Origin of the sequence: Microbacterium sp. 22195 (assembly GCF_052056515.1) — a bacterium.
Lineage (GTDB): Bacteria > Actinomycetota > Actinomycetes > Actinomycetales > Microbacteriaceae > Microbacterium.
On sequence record NZ_JBQEPE010000001.1, the window covers coordinates 410263 to 431523 of the forward strand.

23 protein-coding genes and 5 tRNA genes are annotated in these 21261 nt (G+C 69.3%); 19 read left to right on the forward strand and 9 right to left on the reverse strand.

Annotation, left to right across the window (positions count from 1 at the left end; translation table 11 throughout):
• The first annotated feature begins 6 nt into the window (after window positions 1-6).
• A complete protein-coding gene (locus ACTJJ4_RS02000) occupies window positions 7-1179 on the forward strand; it encodes an alpha/beta hydrolase family protein (RefSeq protein WP_440941797.1) in 1173 nt (390 codons plus the stop codon).
• A 6-nt stretch (window positions 1180-1185) separates the two neighbouring features.
• Here ACTJJ4_RS02000 and ACTJJ4_RS02005 read toward each other — a convergent pair whose 3' ends face one another.
• Both ACTJJ4_RS02005 and ACTJJ4_RS02010 read right to left on the reverse strand, forming a co-directional pair.
• Window positions 1186-1617, reverse strand: coding sequence for a SufE family protein (locus ACTJJ4_RS02005; RefSeq protein ID WP_440941798.1), 432 nt, complete (start codon window positions 1615-1617; stop codon window positions 1186-1188).
• Between the two features lie 18 nt (window positions 1618-1635).
• Complete coding sequence (locus ACTJJ4_RS02010) at window positions 1636-2532, reverse strand: sulfurtransferase (protein ID WP_440941799.1); 897 nt, start codon at window positions 2530-2532, stop codon at window positions 1636-1638.
• Window positions 2533-2718: 186 nt separating this feature from the next.
• Here ACTJJ4_RS02010 and zapE point away from each other — a divergent pair, with 186 nt between their 5' ends.
• Window positions 2719-3774, forward strand: a complete 1056-nt coding sequence (zapE, locus tag ACTJJ4_RS02015; protein ID WP_440941800.1) for a cell division protein ZapE — start codon at window positions 2719-2721, stop codon at window positions 3772-3774.
• A gap of 21 nt (window positions 3775-3795) precedes the next feature.
• On the opposite strand, the gene ACTJJ4_RS02020 is transcribed toward zapE, so the two are convergent.
• Window positions 3796-4392, reverse strand: a complete 597-nt coding sequence (locus ACTJJ4_RS02020; RefSeq protein ID WP_440941801.1) for a YceI family protein — start codon at window positions 4390-4392, stop codon at window positions 3796-3798.
• Window positions 4393-4606: 214 nt separating this feature from the next.
• Between ACTJJ4_RS02020 and ACTJJ4_RS02025 the strand changes: the two genes are divergently transcribed.
• The 3 genes from ACTJJ4_RS02025 (at window position 4607) to ACTJJ4_RS02035 (ending at window position 6952) form a co-directional block, all read left to right on the forward strand.
• A complete protein-coding gene (locus ACTJJ4_RS02025) occupies window positions 4607-5842 on the forward strand; it encodes an ammonium transporter (protein WP_292702953.1) in 1236 nt (411 codons plus the stop codon).
• Window positions 5843-5862: 20 nt separating this feature from the next.
• Window positions 5863-6468, forward strand: a complete 606-nt coding sequence (locus tag ACTJJ4_RS02030) for a type II toxin-antitoxin system PemK/MazF family toxin (RefSeq protein ID WP_440941802.1) — start codon at window positions 5863-5865, stop codon at window positions 6466-6468.
• Between the two features lie 97 nt (window positions 6469-6565).
• Window positions 6566-6952 carry an SPW repeat domain-containing protein gene (locus ACTJJ4_RS02035; RefSeq protein ID WP_440941803.1) on the forward strand — a complete coding sequence of 129 codons (387 nt, stop codon included), beginning with the start codon at window positions 6566-6568 and terminating at the stop codon, window positions 6950-6952.
• 102 nt (window positions 6953-7054) lie between these two features.
• On the opposite strand, the gene ACTJJ4_RS02040 is transcribed toward ACTJJ4_RS02035, so the two are convergent.
• The 3 genes from ACTJJ4_RS02040 to ACTJJ4_RS02050 all read right to left on the reverse strand — a co-directional run bounded on the left by ACTJJ4_RS02040 (window position 7055) and on the right by ACTJJ4_RS02050 (window position 8161).
• On the reverse strand, window positions 7055-7951 hold the full coding sequence (locus ACTJJ4_RS02040) for a TIGR01777 family oxidoreductase (RefSeq protein ID WP_440941804.1): 897 nt from the start codon (window positions 7949-7951) through the stop codon (window positions 7055-7057).
• Window positions 7952-8011: 60 nt separating this feature from the next.
• Window positions 8012-8087, reverse strand: a tRNA-Gly gene (locus ACTJJ4_RS02045).
• Between the two features lies 1 nt (window position 8088).
• Window positions 8089-8161, reverse strand: a tRNA-Val gene (locus ACTJJ4_RS02050).
• A 214-nt stretch (window positions 8162-8375) separates the two neighbouring features.
• Here ACTJJ4_RS02050 and ACTJJ4_RS02055 point away from each other — a divergent pair.
• The 6 genes from ACTJJ4_RS02055 (at window position 8376) to ACTJJ4_RS02080 (ending at window position 12126) form a co-directional block, all read left to right on the forward strand.
• Window positions 8376-8448: transfer RNA gene (locus ACTJJ4_RS02055), tRNA-Gly, on the forward strand.
• Window positions 8449-8502: 54 nt separating this feature from the next.
• Window positions 8503-8573, forward strand: a tRNA-Cys gene (locus tag ACTJJ4_RS02060).
• 27 nt (window positions 8574-8600) lie between these two features.
• Window positions 8601-8672 (forward strand) — tRNA-Val (locus ACTJJ4_RS02065).
• Between the two features lie 286 nt (window positions 8673-8958).
• A complete protein-coding gene (thrS, locus tag ACTJJ4_RS02070; RefSeq protein ID WP_440942802.1) occupies window positions 8959-10896 on the forward strand; it encodes a threonine--tRNA ligase in 1938 nt (645 codons plus the stop codon).
• Complete coding sequence (locus tag ACTJJ4_RS02075; RefSeq protein WP_440941805.1) at window positions 10893-11453, forward strand: HIT family protein; 561 nt, start codon at window positions 10893-10895, stop codon at window positions 11451-11453. The genes thrS and ACTJJ4_RS02075 overlap by 4 nt, the downstream gene beginning before the upstream one ends.
• Window positions 11454-11532: 79 nt before the next feature.
• Window positions 11533-12126, forward strand: a complete 594-nt coding sequence (locus tag ACTJJ4_RS02080) for a hypothetical protein (protein ID WP_440941806.1) — start codon at window positions 11533-11535, stop codon at window positions 12124-12126.
• 6 nt (window positions 12127-12132) lie between these two features.
• Here the strand turns inward: ACTJJ4_RS02080 and pdxY are convergent, their stop codons facing one another.
• Both pdxY and ACTJJ4_RS02090 read right to left on the reverse strand, forming a co-directional pair.
• Complete coding sequence (pdxY, locus tag ACTJJ4_RS02085) at window positions 12133-12984, reverse strand: pyridoxal kinase PdxY (RefSeq protein ID WP_440941807.1); 852 nt, start codon at window positions 12982-12984, stop codon at window positions 12133-12135.
• Between the two features lie 31 nt (window positions 12985-13015).
• The gene (locus ACTJJ4_RS02090) at window positions 13016-14317 is read right to left on the reverse strand and encodes an aminotransferase class I/II-fold pyridoxal phosphate-dependent enzyme (protein ID WP_440942803.1); all 1302 of its coding nucleotides are present in this window, start codon (window positions 14315-14317) and stop codon (window positions 13016-13018) included.
• 82 nt (window positions 14318-14399) lie between these two features.
• Here ACTJJ4_RS02090 and pdxS point away from each other — a divergent pair, with 82 nt between their 5' ends.
• Window positions 14400-15296 carry a pyridoxal 5'-phosphate synthase lyase subunit PdxS gene (gene pdxS, locus ACTJJ4_RS02095; RefSeq protein WP_285632048.1) on the forward strand — a complete coding sequence of 299 codons (897 nt, stop codon included), beginning with the start codon at window positions 14400-14402 and terminating at the stop codon, window positions 15294-15296.
• Window positions 15293-15886 carry a pyridoxal 5'-phosphate synthase glutaminase subunit PdxT gene (gene pdxT, locus ACTJJ4_RS02100; RefSeq protein WP_440941808.1) on the forward strand — a complete coding sequence of 198 codons (594 nt, stop codon included), beginning with the start codon at window positions 15293-15295 and terminating at the stop codon, window positions 15884-15886. The genes pdxS and pdxT overlap by 4 nt, the downstream gene beginning before the upstream one ends.
• 6 nt (window positions 15887-15892) lie before the next feature.
• On the opposite strand, the gene ACTJJ4_RS02105 is transcribed toward pdxT, so the two are convergent.
• Entirely contained in the window at window positions 15893-16624 is a 732-nt protein-coding gene (locus ACTJJ4_RS02105; RefSeq protein ID WP_440941809.1) for a VOC family protein, read from the reverse strand.
• Window positions 16625-16718: 94 nt separating this feature from the next.
• Here ACTJJ4_RS02105 and ACTJJ4_RS02110 point away from each other — a divergent pair, with 94 nt between their 5' ends.
• From ACTJJ4_RS02110 to ACTJJ4_RS02135, 6 genes are all read left to right on the forward strand, one after another.
• Window positions 16719-17591, forward strand: coding sequence for a DUF402 domain-containing protein (locus tag ACTJJ4_RS02110; RefSeq protein ID WP_440941810.1), 873 nt, complete (start codon window positions 16719-16721; stop codon window positions 17589-17591).
• Window positions 17592-17668: 77 nt separating this feature from the next.
• Complete coding sequence (locus ACTJJ4_RS02115; RefSeq protein WP_285632057.1) at window positions 17669-18430, forward strand: YebC/PmpR family DNA-binding transcriptional regulator; 762 nt, start codon at window positions 17669-17671, stop codon at window positions 18428-18430.
• 64 nt (window positions 18431-18494) lie between these two features.
• Window positions 18495-19094, forward strand: coding sequence for a crossover junction endodeoxyribonuclease RuvC (gene ruvC, locus ACTJJ4_RS02120; protein WP_292702985.1), 600 nt, complete (start codon window positions 18495-18497; stop codon window positions 19092-19094).
• A 9-nt stretch (window positions 19095-19103) separates the two neighbouring features.
• Window positions 19104-19712 (forward strand): Holliday junction branch migration protein RuvA, encoded by a 609-nt coding sequence (gene ruvA / locus ACTJJ4_RS02125; protein ID WP_440941811.1) that lies wholly within the window; start codon window positions 19104-19106, stop codon window positions 19710-19712.
• Window positions 19705-20736: a Holliday junction branch migration DNA helicase RuvB gene (gene ruvB, locus ACTJJ4_RS02130; RefSeq protein ID WP_440941812.1), complete on the forward strand. Its 1032-nt coding sequence runs from the start codon at window positions 19705-19707 to the stop codon at window positions 20734-20736. The genes ruvA and ruvB overlap by 8 nt, the downstream gene beginning before the upstream one ends.
• A gap of 89 nt (window positions 20737-20825) precedes the next feature.
• A complete protein-coding gene (locus ACTJJ4_RS02135; RefSeq protein WP_440941813.1) occupies window positions 20826-21254 on the forward strand; it encodes a preprotein translocase subunit YajC in 429 nt (142 codons plus the stop codon).
• Window positions 21255-21261 lie beyond the last annotated feature (7 nt).

Below are 21261 nucleotides of genomic sequence, written 5' to 3' on the forward strand. Positions count from 1 at the left end.
GAGGCGATGAAGAGTCTCAGGCACGCCGTAGCCATCGCCGTACCCGCGCTGCTGGCGCTGGGAGCCGCTGCCGGAGCGGTCGTGTTCACGGTCGCCCGCCGTGTGGTCACGCCGACGGTGCGGCGCAACGACACGCACATCCTGGCTGTGGACACCGGCGCGCAGACGATCGAGCTGGATCGCACGCCGGACACCGAGCTGCCCGGGCGCTACGGACTCTTCACCTCGGGCACCTACGGCTATGTGAAGCTCGGCGCGGTGCTCGGTGCCGACTCCCGGACCGTGCGCCGCAAGCTGCTGACCCAGATCGAACCGGGCGCACAGGTGGACAGGGATGCCGCGTTCAGCGGCTGGTACTACGTGACCCCGAGCGAGCTGCACCTGCCGTGGGAGAGCGTGCTGATCGGTTCGCCCGCGGGCCCCTGCCCTGCGTGGTTCTTCCCCGCGGCGGACACCGGGAACGCGGACACGTGGGTCATCCAGGTCCATGGTCGCGGCACCACGCGGTCAGAGTGCCTGCGCGCCGTGCCGGTGTTCCATGCCCTGGGGCTGCCGAACCTCGTGGTGTCCTACCGCAACGACGGCGAGGCACCGCGCTCCCGCGGAGGGAGCTACGCGCTCGGCGCGAGCGAATGGCGCGACGTGGACGCGGCCGTCGGATACGCGCTGCGGCACGGAGCGCGGCGCGTCGTGCTGATGGGCTGGTCGATGGGCGGTGCCATCGCGCTGCAGACCGCCGTCTCCTCCGGCAACCGCGACCGGATCGCCGGCCTCGTGCTGGATTCACCTGTCGTCGACTGGCGCACCGTGCTGCGCTTCCAGGCGCGTGAGGAGGGCCTGCGCGAACCGCTTCCGGCCCTGGCCATGGGTGTGCTGGAGAACACGTTCACGGCGCGGCTGAGCGGCGCGGAGAACGCGATCCGCTTCGATCGCCTGGACATGGTGGCGCGGGCATCCGAGCTGCACGCGCCGATCCTGATCCTGCACAGCGACGACGACGGGTTCGTCCCCGCGGACGCCTCCCATGCGCTGGCGGCTGCGCGGCCCGACCTCGTGACCATGCCCGCGTTCGCGGTGGCGCGGCACACGAAGATCTGGAACTACGACCAGACGCGGTGGACGGCGGCGATCACCGACTGGATGTCGGAGCGCGGCCTCGGCGCGCGCGCCGGGTCCTGAACTGATTCAGCGCTTCTCCGCGACCTGTCGCTGGGCGCGCACCAGCATCCCGGTCATGCCGGCGATCCGCAGGGGCGAGACCGACTTCGTCAGACCGATGGTCTGCGGGTAGTCGCCCGGGATCGCGAGGACCTCGTCGGCGGTCAGTCCGGTGAGGCCCTGAACCAGGATGCTCGCGAACCCGCGGGTGGTCGGCGCCTCCGGCGGCGCCGTCGCGTGCATGGCGACGACGCCGTCGGTGACCTCGACGTTGATGAAGACAGGGGACTGGCACTCCGCGACGCGCTCGTACATGTCGACGTTGCCGGCGAGGTGCTCGGGCACCGGTGGGAGCTCGGACGAGTACTCCAGGAGCAGCTCCAGGCGGTCCTCCTGAGGGAGCTCCAGGAACTCCTCGCGGACCTCCGCCAGGCGTGCGGGAAGATGCGTGTCAGTCACCCACCGATTCTCCCACGCTCAGAGGGAGCCGGGCTCGGTCCCCGTGACGATCGGAACGCGCACGGCGCTGCCCCACTCGGTCCACGAGCCGTCGTAGTTGCGCACGTTCTCGAAGCCGAGCAGGTGCTGCAGGACGAACCAGGTGTGGCTGGAGCGCTCACCGATGCGGCAGTAGGCGATCACGTCGTCGCCGGCCTTGAGCCCCGCCCCGTCCTGGTAGATCTCCTCGAGCTCGGCGCGGGTCTTGAATCCGCCGTCCTCGGCGACCGCACGGCTCCACGGCACGCTCTTCGCGGTGGGGATGTGACCGCCGCGCAGCGAACTCTCGTCGGGGTAGGCCGGCATGTGGGTGCGCTCTCCGGAGTACTCCTCGGGGGAGCGCACGTCGATCAGCGGGCCCTGGCCGATGAACGCCAGCACGTCGTCCTTGTAGGCGCGCAGCACGGAGTCGTCGCGCTCGACCACGGGATACTCCGTCGCGGGACGGACCGTCTTCTCCGTGGTGATCTCGCGGCCCTCGGCGATCCACTTGTCGCGACCGCCGTCGACCAGGCGCACGTCCTCGTGGCCGAAGAGCGAGAAGACCCAGAGGGCGTATGCGGCCCACCAGTTGTTCTTGTCGCCGTAGATCACGACGGTGTCGTCGCGCGAGATGCCCTTGCGGCTGAGGAGCTCGGCGAAGCCCTTGCCGTCGACGTAGTCGCGCACGACCGGATCGTTGAGCTCGGTGTGCCAGTCGACCTTCACGGCGCCCGGGATGTGGCCGGTCTCGTAGAGCAGGACGTCCTCGTCGGATTCGACGACGACCAGGCCGGGTGCGCCGAGGTTGGCGGCGAGCCACTCGGTCGTGACGAGCCGGCCGGGTGCGGCGTACTCGGCGAACTTGGCGGATGAGTTGTCGTGCTCGACGGTCACGGGATGCTCCTCTTGGTTCAGGACGCGGATGCTGATTGCGGGCGGTGCACGGGTGCGCCAGGTGGTTCAGGACGCGGGTGCGGGTGTGCGACGGCGTAAAGTTGAGCCGTCCCCTTTGACGATAGATCCCTTCGGTCGGGCCCGCATCCGGATCGTAAGACTATGACTTCTGACCTCAGGAATGTGATGACCCAGCAGACGAGCACGGGTGTCGTGCACCTCACCGAGCGCACGCCGATCGTCACCGGCCCGGAGATGCTCGCCAGCCTCGTGCCGCCGCCGCAGTTCGACTCCGCGACCTTCGACAGCTACCGCGCCGACGACGCCTATCCGTCTCAGGAGGCGGCGAAGGAGACCCTGCAGCGCTTCGCGGGTCGCAGCGAGCCGGTGAAGAAGGCCGGGCTGTTCCGTCGCGCGCCCAAGGAGACTCCGATGAAGCCGGGCGTGTACCTGGACGGCGGCTTCGGCGTCGGGAAGACGCACCTGCTGGCGTCCGTGTACCACGCGATGCCGTCCCGCCGGAAGTACTTCGGCTCGTTCATCGAGTACACCGCCCTGGTCGGGGCGCTGGGCTACCGCAACACCGTGGATCTGCTGCGCGGCTCCGACCTGCTCTGCATCGACGAGTTCGAGCTGGACGATCCCGGCGACACGATGGTGATGACTCGCCTGCTGGGGGAGCTGGTGGCCTCGGGCACCAAGCTCGCCGCCACCTCCAACACGCCCCCGAACGCGCTCGGCGAGGGCCGGTTCGCCGCGCAGGACTTCCTGCGCGAGATCCACGCGATGTCCGAGAGCTTCGAGACCCTGCGCATCGACGGGGTCGACTACCGTCAGCGCGCGATCGACGGCAGCGCGGTGGTGCTGGACGACGCCGAGTATGCGAAGGCCGTCGCGGATGCCGCCGCAGCGGGCACGGCCTCGGACGATGCGTTCGCCGATGTCATCAGGCACCTGGCGCAGGTGCATCCCTCGCGGTACATCCGCCTGATCGACGGGCTCGATCTGGTGGGCCTGCGCGATGTGCAGGTGCTCACTGATCAGTCCGAGGCGCTGCGTTTCGTGGCGTTCGTGGACCGCGTGTACGACGCCCAGCTGCCTATCGCGGCCACAGGCGCGTCACTGGACACCGTGTTCGCGGAGGAGATGCTCGGCGGCGGGTACCGCAAGAAGTACCTGCGGGCGATCTCGAGGCTCAACGCCCTCACCCACTCGGTGCGCGGCGGCTCCGGCGAGGACTGATCCCCGCCGGAGCGCCTGCGGTCACTCCTGGGAGCCGGCGTCCTCGCCGTCCTCGGCAGAGGCGTCGTCGCCCGCGGTCTTGACAGCGGAGATCTCGAACTCGAGGTTGATCTTCTCCGAGACGAGCACCCCGCCGGAGTCGAGGGGCGTGTTCCACTCCAGGCCGTAGTCGCGGCGGTTCAGGCGGCGAGTGCCCTCGAAGCCGGCGCGGAGCTCGCCCGCGGGTCCCGTCTCGATGCCGATCAGCGCCAGCGGGATCATGACCTGCTTGGTCACGTCGCGGATGGTGAGATCGCCCGTGACGCTGAACGCGCGATCGTCGACCTCCTCGATATGGGTGCTGACGAAGGTGATCTCCGGCCACTTCTCCGAGTCGAAGAAGTCCGCGCTGCGCAGGTGATCGTCGCGCTGCTGCACACGCGTGTCCACGCTGCCCGTCTTCATCGTCACCTTCGCCCAGGAGTTCTCCGGGTGCTCGGTGTCGACATGGAGGTGTCCGGAGACCTCGTTGAAGGCACCGCGGACGGTGGTGACCATGGCGTGCTTCGCGGAGAAGCCGATCCGGGTGTGCGCCGGGTCGAACTCCCAGTCGCCGTTGACTTTTTCGAGGTCGATCACACGAGACTCCTCACTCGGTCTCCCGTCGGGAGGCGGGAGAAACGTCCTCCTGCCTGGGGGCCGGAGGTGGATTCGAGAATACCCGAACTGCTTCCGGTAACCGGATCGTCATCTGGGGGCGTCCGCTGTAACACGCCCGCAACACGCAGCACGCGAGATCGAAACACGTCGCGCACAGACTTCATTCATCCGACGAAGAGAGAAGGGTGCGGACATGGACTCCACCGGCAACATCACGTGGGCGCTCACCGCCACGGCACTCGTGCTACTGATGACCCCGGGCGTGGCGTTCTTCTACGGTGGCCTGGTGCGGGCGAAGAGCGTCATCAGCATGATGATGATGAGCTTCGGCGCGATCGGGCTCATCGCCGTGCTGTGGATGCTGTACGGCTACTCGATGAGCAGTGTCGACGGGCCCGGCCAGTTCGCGGGTGATCCCTTCAAGGACTTCGGGCTCGCGGAAGCCGCCTCGGGTTCCGGAGCCAACGCCGCGCTGCTGAGCGTCGCGTACGGGGCCACCTTCGCGATCATCACCGTCGCGCTGATCTCCGGAGCCATCGCGGACCGTGCGCGATTCGGTCCGTGGCTGATCTTCGTGGGCGTCTTCGGCACGATCGGCTACTTCCCGATCGCAGCCTGGGTCTGGGGCGGCGGCTGGATCATGCACCTGGGCACGACCCTGTTCGGCAAGGACAGCGGGATCGCGGTGATCGACTACGCGGGCGGCACGGCCGTGCACATCAACGCCGGTGCCGCCGCCCTCGCACTGGCCCTGGTGCTGGGCAAGCGCATCGGCTTCGGCAAGGGCATCCAGAAGCCGCACAACGTGCCGCTGACGCTGCTGGGCGCCGCGCTGCTGTGGTTCGGATGGTTCGGCTTCAACGCCGGTGCCGAGTGGCTGTCGCCGGGGATGGGGCACGTCGGTCTGATCGCGGTGAACACCCTGGGCGCGTCGGCCGCGGGCATCCTGGGCTGGATCCTCATCGAGAAGCTCCGTGACGGCAAGCCGACGTCGGTGGGCGCCGTCTCGGGGCTCGTCGCAGGACTCGTCGCGATCACGCCGGCCTGCGCGAACCTCACGCCCGGGTGGTCGCTCCTGCTGGGCCTGCTCTCCGGTGCCGCGTGCGCACTGGCCGTGGAGCTCAAGTTCCGTCTCGGCTTCGACGACTCGCTCGACGTCGTGGGCCTGCACCTGGTCGGCGGCGTGCTGGGCACGGTGTACCTGGGCTTCTTCGCGACCGGGCAGGGGCTGTTCACCGGCGGCGACCTGCGGCTGCTGGCGGTGCAGATCATCGCCGCCGGGGGAGTGCTGGTGTACTCGTTCCTGGTGTCGCTGGCGATCGGATTCGTGATCGAGAAGACCATCGGCTTCCGGGTCACGAAGGAGGCCGAGGTCGCGGGCGTCGACACCTTCGTGCACGGTGAAGAGGGCTACGCGCTGGTCGAATGAGTCGCGGCTAGGGTGTGGGGGTGAGCTCCACTCAGCGCATCCTGTCCGTCCTCGCGGATCTCGTGGGCCGGCTTCTGGCCAAGGAGGACCCGAAGCAGCCCGCGCGCCCGCGGCATCCGGACGCCGTGCTCCGCCCCGATGGGCGGGCCGGCGCCGGTTCGTCCCCTGCCGGGTCGTCCCGTAGGGCCGACCCGGCCTCACCGGGACGGACGCGCGGTTCCGAGACGATCGAGGTCGATCCCGAGCGGGTCGGCGATGTGAGCGTCGGATACTCGCCCTCCCGGAACGGTCAGCCGGACTCCGGCGAGGTGATCTGGACCTGGGTGCCCTACCAGGAGAACGACGGGCGCGGCAAGGATCGTCCCGTGCTGGTCATCGGAAGGCAGTCCGCGGATCGCGTGTACGCCGTCCGCATGACCAGCAAGGCCCACGACGGCGACCGGGACTTCCTTTCCATCGGGTCCGGCGACTGGGACTCGCAGGGCCGTGAATCGTGGGTGGACATCGAGCAGCTGTACAGCGTGCACGACGAGGGGATGCGGCGTGAGGCCGCCGTCCTGGACAAGGGGCGCTACGGTCGCGTGGCCGAGGCGCTCATCCGCAGGTACGGCTGGGCGAAGGCCTGAGGAGCGGGCCGCATTCGCAGGCATCCAATCCGATCGGTCCAGGGCGACGAACCCTCAGTGAGCCGCTGTCCGCGGCACATCCGATCGAGGAGGAATCATGCGTTTCATCCCCACGAAAGTCCACGGCGTTCTCGACTATCTCGTCGGCATCGCCCTGATCCTCGCCCCCTGGCTGTTCGGCTTCGCCTCCATGGGCGGCCCAGCCGTCGTGATCCCGATCGTCCTGGGTGTCGGACTGATCGTCTACAGCCTGCTGACGCGGTACGAATGGGGTCCGGTCAAGCTGATCCCGATGCCGGTGCACCTCGTGTTCGACGTCGTCGCCAGCATCTTCCTCGCCGCGTCCCCCTGGCTGTTCGGTTTCGCATCTGCGCCGCCGAACGCCTGGGTTCCCCACGTGGTCGTCGGGATCACGGTGATCATCGTCGTGATCTTCTCGGAGCCGCAGCCCGCTCGAGCAGAGCTGCGCACGACGCGGGCCTGAGGCCTCCGCGATCGCATGTCCGAAGGGGCGCCAGGGCGGAATCGTCCCTGACGCCCCTTCGGCGTCACGAGATGGAGTCGCCGGCGCAGCGGATGCCGTGGATCAGCGGAGAGCCGAGTCCACGGCATCCGCAGCGGTCTGATGGCGGAAGACGAAGCCGCTGTCCAGCAGCGCTCCGGGAGTCGCATCGACGTCGGAGAGGATGAGCGAGTCGGCCGCCGCGCGTCCCAGCGCCAGGCGCAGGGCCCAGGCCGGCGCGGGGAGCCAGTACGGGCGGTGCAGCGCGCGGGCGAGCGCACGACCGATGTCGCCCGAGGTCGCGGGTGTCGGACCCGTCAGGTTGACCGGACCGTCGACCGGGGTGCTGATCAGGTGGCGGATGGCGCGCACCTCGTCGTCGAGCGAGATCCACGGCCAGAGGTCCCGCCCGGAGCCGAGCGGGCCGCCCAGCCCGAGCCGGGTGAGCAGGATCATGGGACGCAGCACGCCCTCCGGATGCAGCACGGGGGCCGTGCGCAGCAGCACGGTGCGCACGTCGTCCCCGGCGTCGCGGGCCGCACGCTCCCAGTCGACGCAGAGCTCGGCGAGGAACGTGTCGCCGACCGCGCTGCTCTCATCGATCGCCTCGCCGGGGCGGTCGCCGTAGAAGCCGATACCGGATGCCGAGAGGAAGGGCGGCGCATCGCCGCCCAGAGCACGGAGGGAGGCCGCGAGCGTCTGCGTGGGCAGCAGGCGGGAGGATCGAAGTCGTTCGCGGTAACCACGCGTCCACGGCAGACGTCCGATGCTCGCGCCGTTCAGGCCGACCACCGCGTCCGCGTCGGCGAGGACGTCGGGGGAGAGCGGATGCCCTGAATCGAGCCAGCGAACCTCGTCCGGTCCTGCGGGTGCGCGCCGCACGAGGTGCACGACCCTGATCCCGTCTGCGCGGAGCGAGGCCGTGAGTGCGCGGCCGATCAGTCCCGATGCGCCGGTGATGACGACGTGCCCTGCGGTCATGCCGTTTCTCCCTCCGGATATGACGAGAGGCCCGGGATCATCGATCCCGGGCCTCTGACGTGGAGCGGATGACGAGACTCGAACTCGCGACCCTAACCTTGGCAAGGTTATGCGCTACCAACTGCGCTACATCCGCGTGGGCGATGCCGGACTCGAACCGACGACCTCTTCCGTGTGAAGGAAGCGCGCTACCAACTGCGCCAATCGCCCCTGTGCTGTTGTGGTGTGCACAACGGCACGATTGAAAAGCATACCCGATCGGATGGGTGGTGCCGGTATCGGTCGGCAGGCCGGGCGTGGCGCGTCGAGCGGCGGCGCGGCGGACACGCCCGACGGCGTCATCCGGTTTGGCGAACGCCTGAACCTGGGCTAATGTATTTCGAGTGCCCGGCACGCCGGGTAAGATCGAAAAACTGAACAGTTTGCGGATGTAGCGCAGTTGGTAGCGCATCACCTTGCCAAGGTGAGGGTCGCGAGTTCGAGTCTCGTCATCCGCTCGAGTGCAGGAGCCCCAGCCAGGGGTTCTGGCATGTGGGTTCGAATCCACCTCTGGTGGCGTGGCCGAGTGGCTAGGCACCGGCCTGCAAAGCCGTTTACACGGGTTCGAATCCCGTCGCCACCTCTCAGCGAAAACTTAATAGCCTTCTAGGCGCGATTGGCGCAGCGGTAGCGCGCTTCCCTGACACGGAAGAGGTCACTGGTTCGATCCCAGTATCGCGCACAGACAGAAACCCCCGGTTCCCCCGGGGGTTTCGTCGTTTCCGAGCGCTTCGGGGCGACAGCGTAGACTCTTCCCATGGAATCCGTGTCGACCCTTCTCGTGACCTCTGTCACCGGTGTCGTCACGCGAACTACTGGCGCCTGAGCGGGCAGGGCGCCGTCGCGCCCGAAGCTGAGTCGTCTCATTCCATTCGTCCATCAGGAGAATCCCCGTGTCAGACATCGCCCAGCCCAGCGCCGAGGTGCGCGACGGCTTCGCACTCTTCACCGACCGATCCGTCATCGCCATGCGCGTGAACGGCGTGCTCAAGGACCTCGCAGCGACCGTCACCGAGAACGACGTCGTCGAGCCGGTCACCATCGACAGCCCCGCAGGCCTCGACATCCTGCGCCACTCCACCGCGCACGTGCTCGCGCAGGCCGTGCAGCGCATCCGTCCTGCCGCGAACCTGGGCATCGGCCCGTTCATCACCGACGGCTTCTACTACGACTTCGGCGTCGACGAGCCCTTCACGCCCGAGGACCTCAAGGCCATCTCGAAGGAGATGCAGCGCATCGTCCGCGACGGCCAGCGCTTCACCCGCCGCGTCGTCACCGAGAATGAGGCGCGCGCAGAGCTCGCGAACGAGCCCTTCAAGCTCGAGCTGATCGACCTGGCCGGCGGCCCCGGCTCCGGCGCGGACGCCGCGGACGGAGCATCCGTCGAGGTCGGAGCCGGCGAGCTGACCATCTACGACAACGTCACCAAGGACGGCGAGGTGGCCTGGAAGGACCTCTGCCGCGGCCCGCACGTGCCCAGCACCCGCATGCTCGGCAACGGCTGGGATCTCACCCGCGTGGCCGCCGCCTACTGGCGCGGCAGCGAGAAGAACCCGCAGCTGCAGCGGATCTACGGCACCGCGTGGCCCAGCAAGGAGGAGCTGCGCGCCTACCAGGAGCGCCTCGCCGAGGCCGAGCGCCGCGACCACCGCAAGCTCGGCGTCGAGATGGACCTGTTCTCCTTCCCGGACGAGATCGGTTCCGGACTGGCGGTCTTCCACCCCAAGGGCGGGATCATCCGCTACGAGATCGAGGAGAACCTGCGTCGTCATCTGCTGCGCAACGGCTACGACGTGGTGAACAGTCCGCACATCACCAAGAAGGATCTGTTCATGACCTCCGGTCATCTGCAGACCTACGCCGAAGGCATGTTCCCGCCGATGCACCTCGACGAGGTGGTCGACGAGGAGGGCAACGTCACCCGTCAGGGGCAGGACTACTACCTGAAGCCCATGAACTGCCCGTTCCACAACCTGATCTATCGGGCCCGTGGACGCAGCTACCGCGAGCTGCCGCTGCGCCTGGCGGAGTTCGGCACCGTCTACCGGTACGAGAAGAGCGGCACGCTCTCGGGCCTCACCCGCGTGCGTGGCCTGACCCAGGACGACGCGCACATCTACGTCGCGCAGGACCAGGTGCGCGAGGAGCTGACCACCAACCTCAACCTGGTGCTCGAACTGCTGCGCGACTACGGGCTGAACGACTTCTACCTGGAGCTCTCGACCAACGAGGAGGGCAACCCGAAGTTCCTCGGCGAGCCCGAGCAGTGGACCACTGCGATCGACACGCTGCGCGAGGTCGCTCTGGAGTCCGGCCTCGAACTGGTCGCGGACCCGGGTGGCGCAGCCTTCTACGGCCCGAAGATCTCGGTTCAGGCGCGGGACGCCATCGGCCGCACCTGGCAGATGTCGACCATCCAGCTGGACTTCAACCAGCCGGAGCGCTTCGAGCTGGAGTACACCGGCCCCGACGGGCAGAAGCACCGTCCGGTGATGATCCACCGCGCGCTGCTCGGATCGGTGGAGCGGTTCTTCGCGATCCTGCTCGAGCACTACGCGGGCGACTTCCCGCTGTGGCTCGCACCGATGCAGGTCGTGGGCGTCCCGGTCGCCGACGCGTTCGGCGACTACCTGGACGAGGTCGTCGGCCTGCTGAAGGCCGAAGGCGTGCGCGCCGAAGTGGATCACTCCGACGATCGGATGCAGAAAAAGATCCGCAACCACACCACGGCCAAGGTGCCCGTGATCCTGATCGCCGGTGAGCAGGACCGTGCGGCCGGCACGGTTTCGTTCCGCTTCCGCGACGGCTCGCAGGAGAACGGCGTGCCGATCGCGGATGCCGTCGCCCGCATCCGCGGAGCGATCGCGTCCCATGCGCGGGTGATGACCTCCGAGGATCTCGCGTGACCTTCACGCCCGAGCACGAGGTGGCCGTCGAGGACGGCGGCCACCTCGCCGGTGTCCCGGACGAGTTCCAGCGGCTGTGGACCCCGCACCGGATGGCGTACATCCAGGCCGGCCCCGAGGCGCTGCGCGAGGACTGCCCGTTCTGCGAGGCACCGAAGCATCCGGATGCCGAGCGGCTCATCGTCGCCCGCGGAGAGACGGCCTACGTTCTGCTGAACCTGTTCCCGTACAACTCCGGACACCTGCTGGTGTGCCCGTATCGCCACATCGCGACCTACGACCAGGCCACACCCGAAGAGGTCGCGGAGATCGGCGCGCTCACGCAGACCGGCATGCGCGTGCTGCGCGAGGTCTCGAACTGCGACGGCTTCAACCTGGGAATGAACCAGGGCGCGGTCGCCGGCGCCGGCGTCGACGCGCACCTGCACCAGCACATCGTGCCGCGGTGGACGTCGGACGCGAACTTCTTCCCGATCATCGCGAAGACCAAGGCGCTGCCGCAGCTGCTCGGCGAGGTCCGCGAAGCGGTCGCGCACGCCTGGCCTGTGGATAACTGATTCCTCGGAACGCCGCCTCTGCGAGACTGAACGCACAGTTCCTCGGGGGGAAAAGATGAACGGTGCGGTTCGCAGTTCGATGCCTGTTCTGCGGGTGGCGGCAGTCGTCGCCTGCAGCGCGGTGGCTCTCGTCGTCATGACGGGATGCTCGCAGGCGACGACCACGGAGTCGAAGCCCATGGAGAAGGCCACGCCTTCGGCATCCGCTTCACCCGTGCCCGAGCGCACGGCGGGGGTCGACGCCGGTGACCCGAAGCTGGCGGATGCCTTCGCCGAGCGCGACGCGTTCTTCGCCGAACAGGGCTTCACGGGGAACGGACCGCTCAAGGCCACGACCGAGGCACAGCGGACGCTGGTGCAGGCGCAGAAGGAGTGGACCGAGTCCAAAGGCGGAGTCTGGGACGATCGGAGCGAGACGGTTCTGCTGGCTCTGGGGTCGGACACCTGCGAGACCGGCATCCTGAACCAGCACAGGGTCGATGGGACCACCTTGAAGAAGCTGATCGCCTCATCCCCGTTGGCGGCCCAGCTGATCCCGAAGGACGCCACGGCGGACCAGGCCGCGCTGTACGAGCGCAACATCGCCTCGATGTCGGTGTTCAGCGCCTCGTACCTCTGTCCTGCGGACAAGGAGGCCTGGGAGGCCGCCTTCCGGACGGCCTACCCCGGCTGATCCCGCTCAGCGCACCTGGTACGCGGTGAACTGCAGGCGCGGGTTCGCGTACGCCTCCTGCGACTCGACGAGCTGCAGCTCGCGCTCGCCCGAGTCGAGCGTGTTCTGCAGCAGGTCGAAGACGCTCGACACGGTGCGCTCCAGTGCGACCTTGGCGTCACCGGTCTCGACGTAGTGCGCGGTGAACAGCGCCGCAGTGACATCGCCGGAGCCGTTGGCCTTCATCGGCAGCCGGGGCGTCGAGACCAGCCAGGCGCCCTTCCCGTCCACCGCAAGCATCTCGATGGTGCCCTCCTCGCGGTCGGGGCGCTCGACCGAGGTCACCAGCACGACGGACGGACCCATCGCCATCGCGGCGTCGACCGACGCCAGCGTGGACTCCAGGTCGCCGGGCTCGGTCCGGGTCAGGTAGCCCAGCTCGAACTGGTTGGGCGTGATGATGTCGGCGACCGGCACCACCCTGTCACGGAGCAGCTCAGGGATGGCCGGTGCGACGAAGCATCCGGACTTCGCGTTGCCCATCACCGGGTCGCAGGCGTACACGGCATCCGGGTTCGCCGCCTTGACCTTCGCGACCGCCTCGATGATGACGTCGGCGATGCCCTCGCCGCCCTGGTAGCCGCTGAGCACGGCGTCGATCTGCGGCAGCACGCCGCGCTCCTCGATGCCGGTGATGACCTCGCGCACGTCGTCCGGCGCGATCATCGGTCCGCGCCAGGCGCCGTAGCCGGTGTGGTTGGAGAAGTTGACGGTGTAGACCGGCAGCACCTCGACGCCGATGCGCTGCAGCGGGAAGACGGCGGCCGAGTTGCCGACGTGGCCGTGCGCGACGGCCGACTGGATCGAGAGGATCTTCATCCTGCCATCCTCTCACCCGCCGCGATGGCCCTCAGCGCGCGGCGCCCTCGAGGTCGTCGAGCAGACGGGCGGTGTCCGCGGCGCTGAGATCGTGCACCGTCAGGCGCAGATGGTCGGATGCAGGGGATGCCTCATCGATGCGGAACTCGTCGCCCGTGCGCACCAGCCAGCCGCGGCGCATCAGCCGCTCGGCCGCCGTCCGTGCGGGTACCGCGAGCCGCACCCAGAGGCTGAGCCCGTCAGAGGAGGCGGTCTCGATGCCGCGCTCGGCGAGGGCGGAGACGAACGCGCCGTTGCGCGCCGCATAGTGCGCTGCGGCCTCTGCGATCCGCGTGCGCACACCGGCATCCGCGAGCTGCGCGTGGGCGAGGCGCTGCAGCAGGTGGCTGACCCAGGTGGTGCCGGGATTCAGCCGCATCGCGAGCCGCTCGGCGGTCGTGGGATCCGTCGCGGCGAGCGCCAGGCACATGTCCGGCCCGAGGAACTTCGACACCGAGCGCAGCAGCGCATAGCGCCGGTGCTCCGGGCCGATCAGTGAGGCGTACGGGTGCGCCGACAGCATCGAGAAGTGATCGTCCTCGATGATCAGCACGTACGGATGCGGGCGGAGCACCTCGCGCAGCGCCTCGGCGCGGGCGGGGGAGAGGCTCACCCCGGTGGGGTTCTGCGCGCGCGGGGTGCTGATGATCGCGCGGACCCCCGCATCCAGCGCCGCCTGAAGGCCCTCGACCGTCATCCCCTCCGCGTCGACGGGCATGGGCACCGCCCGGTAGCCCCCGAGCCGGACGGTGTGGATGCTGGCGAGGAAGCAGGGGTCCTCCAGCGCCACGGCGTCGTCGCGCATGAGCGCCTGGGCCAGCAGCCGCTCGACGGCGTCGACCGCGCCGCTGGTCACGGTGATGCGCAGGTCGTCACGGGGCAGGTCGGCGAGCATCCACTCTCGAGCCCACTGCTCGAGGCCGGGATCGATGACCGGTTCGCCGTAGAGGACGGGCCGCCCGACGATGCCGGCGAGCGCAGCGGTCGGGTCGGGGATGAGCCGTGGGTCGGGGTTTCCCGAGCCGATGTCCTGCAGCACGGTGTCGGCGGCGATGCCCTCCTGCGCCACGTGCGCGGCGCCGGCGATCAGCGTTCCGCCACGGCCCTTCGAGATCACCAGGCCGGCCTGCGCGAGCTGACGGTAGGCGGCGACGGCGGTGTTGCGGTTGACGCCGAGGAGGCCGGCGAGCTCGCGCACAGGGGGGAGCGCATCGCCCGGGCGCAGCATCCCGCGCTCGCGCAGCGCCCGCACGCTGTCGGCGATCTCCGCAGCGGTCGTCCCGGCGATATCCATGCTCACATGCCGATTCTATGGTGCTATCTTTTGACATAGGCCAAAGAATCTTTTGTGCTGACCTTCTTCCCGAGGAGACACGATGGCAGACCAGACCCCCACCACCGGCTCGCAGCGCGTCAAGCGCGGACTCGCCGAGATGCTGAAGGGCGGCGTCATCATGGACGTCGTCACCGCCGACCAGGCCAAGATCGCCGAGGATGCCGGCGCCGTCGCCGTCATGGCGCTCGAGCGCGTCCCCGCCGACATCCGCGCCCAGGGCGGCGTCTCGCGCATGAGCGACCCCGACATGATCGACAGCATCATCGACGCGGTCTCCATCCCCGTCATGGCGAAGGCCCGCATCGGCCACTTCGTCGAGGCGCAGGTGCTGCAGGAGCTCGGCGTCGACTACATCGACGAGTCCGAGGTGCTCTCGCCTGCCGACTACGTCAACCACATCGACAAGTGGGGCTTCACGGTTCCCTTCGTCTGCGGTGCGACCAACCTGGGCGAGGCGCTGCGCCGCATCAACGAGGGGGCGGCGATGATCCGCTCCAAGGGCGAGGCCGGCACCGGCGACGTCTCCGAGGCCATGAAGCACATCCGAAAGATCCGCGGCGAGATCGCCGCCCTCGGCGCGCTGTCGAAGGACGAGCTGTACGTCGCGGCCAAGGAGCTGCAGGCACCGTACGAGCTGGTGTCCGAGATCGCCGAGACCGGCAAGCTCCCCGTCGTCCTGTTCGTGGCGGGCGGCGTGGCGACTCCCGCGGATGCCGCGATGATGATGCAGCTGGGCGCCGACGGCGTGTTCGTCGGCTCGGGCATCTTCAAGTCCGGCGACCCGGTCGCCCGCGCGAAGGCCATCGTCAAGGCGACGACGTTCTACGACGACCCGAAGGTGATCGCGGAGGTCTCCCGTGGCCTCGGCGAGGCCATGGTCGGCATCAACGTCGCCGATCTGCCCGCGCCGCACCGTCTCGCCGAGCGGGGCTGGTGACCACGGCACGCGTCGGCGTGCTCGCGCTGCAGGGCGATGTGCGCGAGCACGTCGCCCTGCTCGAGCACCTCGGTGCCGACGTCGTGCGCGTGCGCCGTCCGGAGGAGTTCGCCCAGGTCGACGGTCTGGCCCTCCCCGGCGGCGAGTCGACGGTGATCGACAAGCTGTCCCGACAGTTCGATCTGGCGGAGCCGATCCGCGCGGCGATCCGCGAAGGGATGCCGATGCTCGGCACCTGCGCCGGGCTGATCATGCTCTCGAACCGCCTGATCGATGCGATCGAGGGCCAGCAGACCTTCGGCGGGCTGGACGTGCTGACCAGACGCAACGCCTTCGGCCGCCAGACGGAGTCCTTCGAGGCGGAGCTCGACATCCCCGCGCTCGGCACCGATCCGGTGCACACGACGTTCATCCGCGGACCGGTGGTGGAGGAGGTCGGTGCGGATGCCACCGCCCTGGCGTCGCTGGAGGACGGACGCGTCGTGGCCGTCGAGCAGGGGAACCTGCTGGGCATCAGCTTCCATCCGGAGCTGAGCGGTGAGCCGCGGTTCCACCAGCGGTTCCTGGACCGGGTCGCCGCGCGCAGCTGAGCCGGATCAGGCGGCGCCGGATTCGTCGGCGCCGCCTGCCGGACGGCTCCATGCGGACGTGTCCGCGCACAGCACGCCGCGGTTCCCGTCCTGATCCGCGAACACGGTGAGTCCCGGGGCATCCGAGTCGTCAATGACGACACCGCCCACTTCCTTGACCGCTGCGACGCGCTCCGCGACGCACTCCGGCGGCACGTACACCTCCACATGGAATCGCTGCGACGACGACTCGTCGACGTCGCCGAACCACAGATGCGGCACGCGACCGGTGGCATCCCTGATCTCGTCGCCCGGCGTGCCGCGCCCCCGGGAGTCGGGACGGCCCGTCAGGAGCGCGGCCCACACCGGGGCGATCCTGCCCGAGTCGGAGGTGTCGAGGCCCAGCTCGACCTCGGACACGGCGGCCGGTTCGGGTGCGATGCCCTGAGCGGCGGCGATCTCGGAGATCGCGCGTGCGAGGTCCACATCGTTCTGCGTCACCCATTCCACGACGTGCTCGACGCCCTCGCTGTCACGGTAGACGGCGTCGTCGCTGACGAGCCTCAGATCGACGTGCCCTTCGCCGATCACGGTGCGCGGGTGGTGTCCGATCCGGGCGCCGGCCTCGGCGATCGCCGTGACGAATCGGGCTGCGGATGGGTAGTCGCCCACGAGGTATCGGGCGTGCAGCCCTTGCGCCAGTTTGCGCCAGTCGGTCAGTCCAGCGGCGGCGATCTGCTCGCCCTTGAGCATGTCCATCCGTGGAGCCTAACCGGAGGCCGCCGTCGGCGACAGGGGCCGCAGCCGGCCCCCGCCTGATGGCGTTCGCAGGCGCCGGCGGTAGCGTGGCCGGATGCGCCTTCCCCTCGGATCCACGGATGTCAGCGCCAGCGGCGGGACCGTCACCCTCGTCGGCAGGAGGGGAGAGGCGTGGGAGGCCCTGTGCGCGCGGAGCATCCCGCTCGAGGAAGCTGTCGAGCTGCTCCTCGATCAGCACGCGGGAGCTCATGCCGGCGACGAGTTCGCGGACGCCGTGCCCGCAGACTCGGCAGAGGCGCCGCGCTTCGCCGCCGGTGAACCCATCCTGTGGCGCTACGGACGCTACATCGAGACCGCGCGGGTGATCCGGGACGACGCCCGCGGCCTGGTGGCCCTCCCGTCCGGATCCGCCCGGCTGGAATCCGTGCCGGCGGACGGCAGGGCCACCAGAGAGGTCCCGCTCGAGGAGCGGTTCAGCGTGCCCTGGGAGATCCGCGAGTCGACCTGGCGCGGACCCGGCGTGGTGCGCGTCGCGCCGAGCGGCCGCCCCTGGTCGGTGTGGTTCTTCCGGGCGGCGGATGGGACGCCCGAAGGCGCGTACGTGAATCTGGAGCTGCCTCATCTGCGCCCCACGTCGGGCGCGCCCGGAATCTTCTCGCGCGACCTCATCCTGGACCTCTGGATCGACGCCGGGCATCCAGGGGAGGAGGACGTGTGGCTGAAGGATGCCGACGAGCTCGCCGCGGCGGTCGCGCAGGGGCGCTTCACCGCCGTGCAGGCGGATGCCGTCCGGGCGATCGCCGACCACGCGGCGGCCGAGTTCCTGATGCCGGGAGGGTGGCCACTCGACGAGGGCTGGGCGCACTGGACGCCGGACGCCGCGATGGACGAGCCGATCGCCCTGCCGGAGAGCGCTGCCGTCGCAGCGGCGCGAGGGCGCACGGGCGGCACCCGTCTGAAGGGCTGACGGCGGAACGTTCGCGATTCGTTAGAATGGACGATGCCCTGGAGGCGACTTCGGGCATACGAGACGAGCGGAGATATATGTCCGGGCATTCCAAGTGGGCCACGACCAAGCACAAGAAGGCGGTCATCGACGCGCGCCGTGCCAAGTCGTGGGCCAAGCTCATCAAGAACATCGAGGTCGCGGCCAAGCTCGGCGGCGCCGATCTCGACGGCAATCCGACGCTCTTCGACGCCGTGCTCAAGGCCAAGAAGACTTCCGTCCCGAAGGACAACATCGACCGCGCGATCAAGCGCGGTGCGGGGATCGGCGGCGAGGCCGTCGAGTACACCTCGATCATGTACGAGGGCTACGGCCAGGGCGGTGTGGCCCTGATGATCGAGTGTCTGACCGACAACAAGAACCGCGCAGCCGCCGAGGTCCGCACGGCTCTGAGCCGCAACGGCGGCACGCTTGCCGACCCGGGTTCGGTCGCCTACAACTTCACCCGCAAGGGCGTCATCGTGGTCGGCTCCGAGGGCACCACCGAGGACGATGTGATGATGGCCGCTCTCGAGGCCGGTGCCGAGGAGATCGAGGACCACGCCGAGGGCTTCCAGGTGATCACCGACGCCAGCGACCTGGTGCCGGTGCGCTCCGCTCTGCAGGAGGCGGGCATCGACTACGAGTCCGCCGACGTCGAGTTCGTCCCGAACCTCAAGGTGGAGATCGACGCCGACACCGCGCGCAAGATCTTCCGCCTGATCGACGCGCTCGAGGACAGCGATGACGTGCAGAACGTCTACGCCAACTTCGACCTGACCGCCGAGGTGCAGGCCGAGCTCGAGAGCGACGACGAGTAAGAGCTTCGCAACGGCCCCGGGCGCGCCTGCGCCCGGGGCCGTTCTGCGCCCGTAGCCTGGGGGAGTGACCTCTCTGCGCGTGCTGGGCATCGACCCCGGCCTCACCCGGTGCGGTGTCGGCATCGTCGACGTCGACCGCACGCGACGCGCAACGCTGGTGCACGTCGGCGTGGTGCGGACGCCGCTGGACGCGGAGCTGCCGGTGCGCCTGGCGGCGGTCGCCGCCGGCATCCGCGCGGTGATCGAGGACCACCACCCGGACGCCGTCGCCGTGGAGCGCGTGTTCGCGCAGCACAACGTGCAGACCGTGATGGGCACCGCCCAGGCATCCGGCGTGGCACTGCTCATCGCCGCCGAGGCGGGACTGCCCGCCGCGACGCACACGCCGAGTGAGGTGAAGGCCGCCGTGACCGGCTACGGTTCCGCGGACAAGAAGCAGGTGCAGTCGATGATCGCGCGGATCCTTCGCCTCGACGCGCCGCCTCAGCCCGCGGATGCCGCGGATGCCCTGGCCATCGCGCTCTGCCACGCGTGGCGCGGCGGATCCGCCGCGCCCTCGGCGTCCGGCTCGCTGACGCCGGCGCAGCGCGCATGGGCGGACGCCGAGCGCGGCGCCAGGGGCACGACTCGTGTCGCTCGAACGAATGTACGATCGGCCCGTTAGGCTGGCTGCATGATCTCCTCGCTGCGCGGCACGGTGCTGCACACGGCCTCCGACCACGTCATCATCGAGACCGGCGGGGTCGGCTTCTCGGTCTTCGTGCCGGCCGACGTCGCGCACACCGCCACGATCGGCGAGCAGCTCCGGCTGCACACCAGCCTGATCGTGCGCGAGGACGCGCTGACCCTGTACGGTTTCGGAGACCGCGACGAGCTGGAGATCTTCGGCCTGCTGCTGAGCGTGACCGGCGTCGGTCCGAAGTCCGCGCTCGGCGTGCTCTCGCACCTCACTGTCGATCAGATCGCCGAGGCCGTCACAGCGGAGGACGACGCCCCGTTCCGACGCGTCTCGGGCATCGGCCCGAAGACCGCGAAGCTCATCGTGGTGCAGCTGGCGGGCAAGGTGCAGGCGCGCGTCGCCAGCGCGCCGTCGGCATCCGCGAGCACGGCGGTCGTCGACCAGGTGGCCGCGGCACTCGTCGGGCTCGGCTGGTCGGAGAAGGTCGCCGCAGAGGCGGCGGTCGAGTCCGCCGAGAAGGCGACGGATGCCGAGCGGGAGTCCGTTCCCGCACTGCTGAGGCGAACGCTCGCCGCGATGGGGCCGGGAGCGAAGCGTGGCTGAGGATCATCGCGACGCCGGCGAGGCGCTGGACGAGACCGAGCTCGCCATCGAGGGCGCTCTGCGCCCCACCAGCCTGAGCGAGTTCGTCGGCCAGCCGAAGGTGCGCGGCCAGCTGCAGCTCCTGCTGGAGGCCGCCCGCATCCAGGAGCGTCCTGCCGACCACATCCTGCTCGCAGGCCCTCCGGGCCTGGGCAAGACGACTCTCGCGATGATCGTCGCGCACGAGAGCGGGCGCCCCCTGCGGCTCAGCAGCGGCCCTGCCATCCAGCACGCCGGCGACCTGGCCGCGCTGCTGTCGAGCCTCACGCCGGGTGAGGTGCTGTTCATCGACGAGATCCACCGCATGGCGCGCTCCGCCGAGGAGATGCTGTATCTGGCGATGGAGGACTTCCGCATCGACATCATGGTCGGCAAGGGCGCCGGAGCCACCAGCATCCCGCTGGATCTCGCACCCTTCACCCTCGTCGGCGCGACCACGAGATCGGGCCTGCTGCCCAATCCGCTGCGCGACAGGTTCGGCTTCACCGGCCACCTCGAGTTCTACGACGACAGCGACCTCGAGCGGGTCATCGCCCGCTCCGCGAACGTGCTCGGCGTGGCGCTGCCCGCGGACTCGCTGGCCGAGATCGCGCGGCGCTCCCGCGGCACGCCCCGCATCGCCAACCGCCTGCTGCGCCGGGTGCGCGACTACGCGCTGGTGCACGGCTCCGGGTCATCCGCGTCGATCGGCGACGTGCGCTCGGCACTCGACCTGTACGACGTGGACGCGATCGGGCTCGATCGGCTGGACCGTGCGGTGCTGCATGCCCTGGTGCGGCGCTTCCGCGGCGGCCCCGTGGGCCTGAGCACCCTCGCCGTCGCGGTCGGCGAGGAGGCCGAGACGGTGGAGAGCGTCGTCGAGCCGTACCTCGTGCGCATCGGATTCCTGGGCCGCACACCGCGCGGGCGCATCGCGATGCCCGAGGCATACCGTCATCTGGGCGTCGCGCACCCCGAGGGCGCGGCATTGTTCGATGACCTATAATCGCTGAAGGCTTCCCGGATTCCCGGTTTCCCCCTCACGCAACGCCGCGTCCGGCGTGCATCTGAAAGGCTCTTGCTCCTATGGATCCCATGTCCCTCATGCTCTTCGGTCTTCTCGCCGTGATGCTCGTGTTCATGTTCATGAACACGCGCAAGCGCCAGAAGCAGATGAAGGAGCAGCAGGAGGAGAAGGCCGCCAAGACCGTCCCGGGCGCCAAGGTGCTCCTGCAGGGCGGCCTGTACGGCACCATCGTGTCCTTCGACCCGGTCGACCTCGACAAGCCCGCCCAGGTGGAGCTCGCTCCGGGTGTCGTCATCGAGGTGCACAGCCAGGCCATCATCCGCGTCGTCGACCCCACCGAGGACGCCGCCGACGACGAGGCCGACACCGAGGACGCCGCCGAGGACACTGCCGCTGAGACCACGCCGGCGCAGGGCGCGAACGACGGGATCGAGTCGATCCAGGTCGAGACGCCCGAGGAGACGAAGGCTCGTCTCGAGCGCAACAACGACAACTGACGCGCAG

Bases quoted from the DNA above. Each gene is read 5' to 3' on its own strand.
- ACTJJ4_RS02000 (WP_440941797.1), top strand. From the start codon at position 7: ATGAAGAGTCTCAGGCACGCCGTAGCCATCGCCGTACCCGCGCTGCTG.
- zapE (WP_440941800.1), top strand. From the start codon at position 2,719: ATGACCCAGCAGACGAGCACGGGTGTCGTGCACCTCACCGAGCGCACG.
- ACTJJ4_RS02025 (WP_292702953.1), top strand. From the start codon at position 4,607: ATGGACTCCACCGGCAACATCACGTGGGCGCTCACCGCCACGGCACTC.
- ACTJJ4_RS02035 (WP_440941803.1), top strand. From the start codon at position 6,566: ATGCGTTTCATCCCCACGAAAGTCCACGGCGTTCTCGACTATCTCGTC.
- ACTJJ4_RS02040 (WP_440941804.1), bottom strand. From the start codon at position 7,951: ATGACCGCAGGGCACGTCGTCATCACCGGCGCATCGGGACTGATCGGC.
- thrS (WP_440942802.1), top strand. From the start codon at position 8,959: ATGCGCGTGAACGGCGTGCTCAAGGACCTCGCAGCGACCGTCACCGAG.
- ACTJJ4_RS02080 (WP_440941806.1), top strand. From the start codon at position 11,533: ATGCCTGTTCTGCGGGTGGCGGCAGTCGTCGCCTGCAGCGCGGTGGCT.
- pdxY (WP_440941807.1), bottom strand. From the start codon at position 12,984: ATGAAGATCCTCTCGATCCAGTCGGCCGTCGCGCACGGCCACGTCGGC.
- ACTJJ4_RS02090 (WP_440942803.1), bottom strand. From the start codon at position 14,317: ATGGATATCGCCGGGACGACCGCTGCGGAGATCGCCGACAGCGTGCGG.
- pdxS (WP_285632048.1), top strand. From the start codon at position 14,400: ATGGCAGACCAGACCCCCACCACCGGCTCGCAGCGCGTCAAGCGCGGA.
- ACTJJ4_RS02105 (WP_440941809.1), bottom strand. From the start codon at position 16,624: ATGGACATGCTCAAGGGCGAGCAGATCGCCGCCGCTGGACTGACCGAC.
- ACTJJ4_RS02110 (WP_440941810.1), top strand. From the start codon at position 16,719: ATGCGCCTTCCCCTCGGATCCACGGATGTCAGCGCCAGCGGCGGGACC.
- ACTJJ4_RS02115 (WP_285632057.1), top strand. From the start codon at position 17,669: ATGTCCGGGCATTCCAAGTGGGCCACGACCAAGCACAAGAAGGCGGTC.
- ruvA (WP_440941811.1), top strand. From the start codon at position 19,104: ATGATCTCCTCGCTGCGCGGCACGGTGCTGCACACGGCCTCCGACCAC.
- ACTJJ4_RS02135 (WP_440941813.1), top strand. From the start codon at position 20,826: ATGTCCCTCATGCTCTTCGGTCTTCTCGCCGTGATGCTCGTGTTCATG.